Annotated in this window: 5 protein-coding genes; 4 read left to right on the top strand and 1 reads right to left on the bottom strand. The window is 68.3% G+C overall.

The window, feature by feature from the left end; translation table 11 throughout:
- A partial coding sequence (locus tag R1101_RS27460; protein WP_157179181.1) for a serine/threonine-protein kinase occupies positions 1–499 on the bottom strand: 499 nt, incomplete at its 3' end.
- Positions 500–657: 158 nt separating this feature from the next.
- Here R1101_RS27460 and R1101_RS0118570 point away from each other — a divergent pair.
- From R1101_RS0118570 to R1101_RS27455, 4 genes are all read left to right on the top strand, one after another.
- The gene (locus tag R1101_RS0118570) at positions 658–1,017 is read left to right on the top strand and encodes a hypothetical protein (RefSeq protein WP_016934846.1); all 360 of its coding nucleotides are present in this window, start codon (positions 658–660) and stop codon (positions 1,015–1,017) included.
- A 7-nt stretch (positions 1,018–1,024) separates the two neighbouring features.
- Positions 1,025–2,152, top strand: coding sequence for a class I SAM-dependent methyltransferase (locus R1101_RS0118565; protein WP_016934845.1), 1,128 nt, complete (start codon positions 1,025–1,027; stop codon positions 2,150–2,152).
- Between the two features lie 95 nt (positions 2,153–2,247).
- On the top strand, positions 2,248–3,090 hold the full coding sequence (locus R1101_RS0118560; RefSeq protein ID WP_016934844.1) for a Bax inhibitor-1/YccA family protein: 843 nt from the start codon (positions 2,248–2,250) through the stop codon (positions 3,088–3,090).
- Between the two features lie 133 nt (positions 3,091–3,223).
- The coding region (locus R1101_RS27455) for a pyridoxal-phosphate dependent enzyme (protein ID WP_037224082.1) at positions 3,224–3,582 on the top strand (359 nt) is incomplete at its 3' end.

Here is a 3,582-nt window from a genome sequence, read left to right as displayed (position 1 = left end):
GCTCGCCGTACTCGGTGAGCAGGATGTTGCCCGGTTTGACGTCGCGGTGCAGCACGTCGGACCGGTGCGCGGTTTCGAGAGCACCGGCCATCCTGACGCCGAGCCGGACCGCCTCGGGCCACGACAGCACCCCGTACCGGCGCAGGCGGGTGTCGAGCGAGTCGTGCGGGTGGTAGTGCATCACCAGATAGGGCAGGTCGTCCGTGGCACCTGCATGAAGCACGGTGACGATGTGCGGATGCCCGGACAGCCGTCCCATTGCCCGTTGCTCCCGCAGGAATCGCTCCAGATCTGCGGGTTGGGGTGCCCACCGGAGGACCTTGACGGCGACATCGCGATCGAGTGATTCCTGCCTGCAGCGGTAGACGACACCGAAACCGCCGCGGCCGATCTCCTCGGCGCCGGTGAAACCGGCGTCGTGCAGCGCACGCACGATCGCGGACTCGGCCACGTCGACGATCGGTGCGCGTTGAGTGGTGGCCGGATCGTTCTCGGGCATCGGCGCGATCACCTCGGGGAGCTGTTTCCCCAGGATAGTCTCGAAATGTGCACGCCCGCCGCAGATCGTGCGTCGCCCCTGGTCTACCGTGGTCCGGCCGGACCACGGTGCCTCACCGGGAACGGACAAACGACACTGCGACCAGAAGTGGGACATAGATGAAGAAGACTCTCGCGGCGCTGTTCGGTGCAGGTGTGGTCCTGCTCGCGGCGGCGTGCGGATCCTCGGACGGATCGGGCTCGGCCGAGGAGACCACCACCACGACGGCGACCGCCTCTGCCTCGGCGGAGGCCGGCACCACGGGCACCACCGTCGAACTCGGCAAGAGCTACGAAGAGAACTGCGAGGCACTGCTGCCCTACCTCGACGAGCTCGAGGGGTGGGGTCAGGACCGTGCCGCAGCGGCCCAGGCCGTCGCCGACGCGCAGCAGCAGCTCCCGGCATGGCAGGACCTCAGCGAAGAGGAGCAGGCCGACACCCTGCGTGCCATCGAGAACGCCGGTAAGGGCGAGTGCTGACGGTCGAGTGTTGATCGACGAGTTGTACGACAGGTTGAGGCGCTTCCCGGATGTGGAAGCGCCCAACCTGTTCGCCGTCGACGGGGCCGACCGTCTGCTCCTCGACGAAGCCGCCCCCGTCCTCGACTCGGCCTCGCCGGGCACGGTCGTCGTCATCGACGACCAGTACGGCGCGCTGACCCTGGGCACGGTCGTCCGCTTCGGGGTGGAGGAGATCCGGGTGCATCAGGATTCGGTGGTGGCCGAGCGCGCCCTGGCCGCGAACGCCGAGCGTGAGGGCCTCACCGATCGTTACCGCTCCGGCGCTCTCGACGCCGGTCTGCTCGCCGGGGCCCGCGTGGTGCTGCTACGACTTCCCCGCTCGCTGTCGGCGCTCACCGAGATCGCCGAGACGATCGCCCGCCACGCCGACCCCGAGGTCGTCGTGTTCGCCGGTGGCCGCGACAAGCACATCGGCCTCGCGATGAACGACGTGCTCGGTGCGTCCTTCGCCGAGGTCCGTGCGTCCCGGGGACGCCAGAAGTCGCGGGTGCTCACCGCACGCGGGACGACGCCCGGACCCGCCTCGTATCCCGTCCGTGAGCACCTCGCCGAACTCGACCTCACGGTCGTCGCGCACGGCGCTGCCTTCGCCGGCCCCCGTCTCGACATCGGTACCCGATTCCTCCTCGACTTCTTCCCCCGCATCTATGCGGACGTGCAGGTCGCGGTGGATCTCGGCTGCGGCACCGGCATCCTTGCCGCGATGCTCGCCCGGCAGCTTCCCGGCGCCCGGGTGATCGCGACCGACCAGTCCGCCGCCGCCGTCGCCTCCGCCGCGGGGACCGCCGCTGCGAACGGCTTGTCCGACCGTGTCGACACACTCCGCGACGACGCCGCCGGCTCGATCCCGGCCGGGTCGGTCGACCTCGTGGTGTGCAATCCGCCCTTCCACCTCGGCGCGGCCGTGCACACCGGCGCCGCCCGCAAGATGTTCGACGCCGCGGCCCGGATCCTCCGGCCGGGAGGACAGATGTGGACGGTCTACAACCGTCACCTCGACTACCGCCCCGCGTTGTCCGGCATCGTCGGCGCGACCCGCGTCGAGGGCCGCAACCGCAAGTTCACCGTGACCCGGTCGGTACGGAGCCGGTAGAGTCCGATTAGTCCGAGCTTTCCCGACGATCGGGAACTCGTGAGGTCACTGCCTCGTTGAACGGACAGAAGCGACCACGAGAAGGGAAGTGCACGGTGCGCACCACCAGTAACCCGGTGTTCCGCAACCTGCCCAAGCAAGAGGGCGGCGGATACGCCACGTTCGGCTCTGCGACGGCGGGCGCCGCGCAGGCCACTCAGCAATTCGGGCAGCCGCAGACGGATCCGTGGGCACGTCCCACCGACCAGCGGACCATGACCATCGACGATGTCGTCACCAAGACCGGCATCACACTCGGTGTGCTCGCTGTCTCGGCCCTCATCTCCTACGTGCTGGTCAACTCCAACGTCGACCTGGCGGCCCCGTTCGTCATCGGTGGCGGTCTGATCGGCCTCGTCCTGGTGCTGGTCGCGACGTTCGGCCGCAAGATGGACAACCCGGCCATCGTTCTCGCCTACGCCGTGGCGGAAGGCTTCTTCCTCGGCGCGCTGTCGTTCATGTTCACCGACATCACCTTCGGTGGCACGGGCGGCGCGACCCTGATCGCTCAGGCCGTCCTCGGCACCTTCGGCGTGTTCTTCGGCATGCTCGTCGTGTACCGCACCGGCGCCATCCGCGTCACCCCGCGCCTGACCCGCATGATCGTCGGTGCGCTCGTCGGTGTCCTGGTCCTGGCGCTGGGCAACCTCATCGCCGGCTTCTTCATCGACGGTGGTCTCGGCCTGCGCGACGGTGGCCCGCTCGCCATCATCTTCAGCCTCGTGTGCATCGGCATCGCGGCGTTCAGCTTCCTGCTGGACTTCGATTCCGCCGATCAGCTGATCCGCGCACAGGCTCCGGAGAAGGCCGCGTGGGGCGTCGCCCTGGGCCTGACCGTCACCCTGGTGTGGCTGTACGTCGAGATCCTGCGACTGCTCAGCTACTTCCAGAACGACTAGCAGGACTCCACGAAGACCCCGGGCCACGGTCCGGGGTCTTCGTCGTCCTCGGAGGTGGACAGTGTTCCCGGGCCGGCGGGGGGCGTGTACACCATCACCCCGACGAAAAGTCACGACGTGGGAACATGGAGTCATGCGCATTGCGGATTCCGTCGTCGACCTCATCGGAAACACACCTCTCGTCAAGCTCAACACGGTGGTGAAACCCGGCTCGGGGCTCGTAGCGGCGAAGATCGAGTACCTCAATCCCGGCGGCAGCTCCAAGGACCGCATCGCGGTGAAGATGATCGATGCGGCCGAAGCGTCGGGTGAACTGAAGCCGGGCGGCACGATCGTCGAGCCCACCTCCGGCAACACCGGCATCGGCCTGGCGCTGGTCGCGCAGCAGCGCGGCTACAAGTGCGTGTTCGTGTGTCCCGACAAGGTCGGCGAGGACAAGCGCAACGTGCTGCGGGCCTACGGCGCCGAGGTGATCGTGTGCCCGACCGCCGT

It is taken from the genome of Rhodococcus sp. R1101 (genome assembly GCF_000278445.1).
Taxonomy (GTDB): domain Bacteria; phylum Actinomycetota; class Actinomycetes; order Mycobacteriales; family Mycobacteriaceae; genus Rhodococcus; species Rhodococcus gordoniae.
This window is presented reverse-complemented; position numbering and strand designations above follow the sequence as displayed.

Bases quoted from the DNA above. Each gene is read 5' to 3' on its own strand.
- R1101_RS0118570 (WP_016934846.1), top strand. From the start codon at position 658: ATGAAGAAGACTCTCGCGGCGCTGTTCGGTGCAGGTGTGGTCCTGCTC.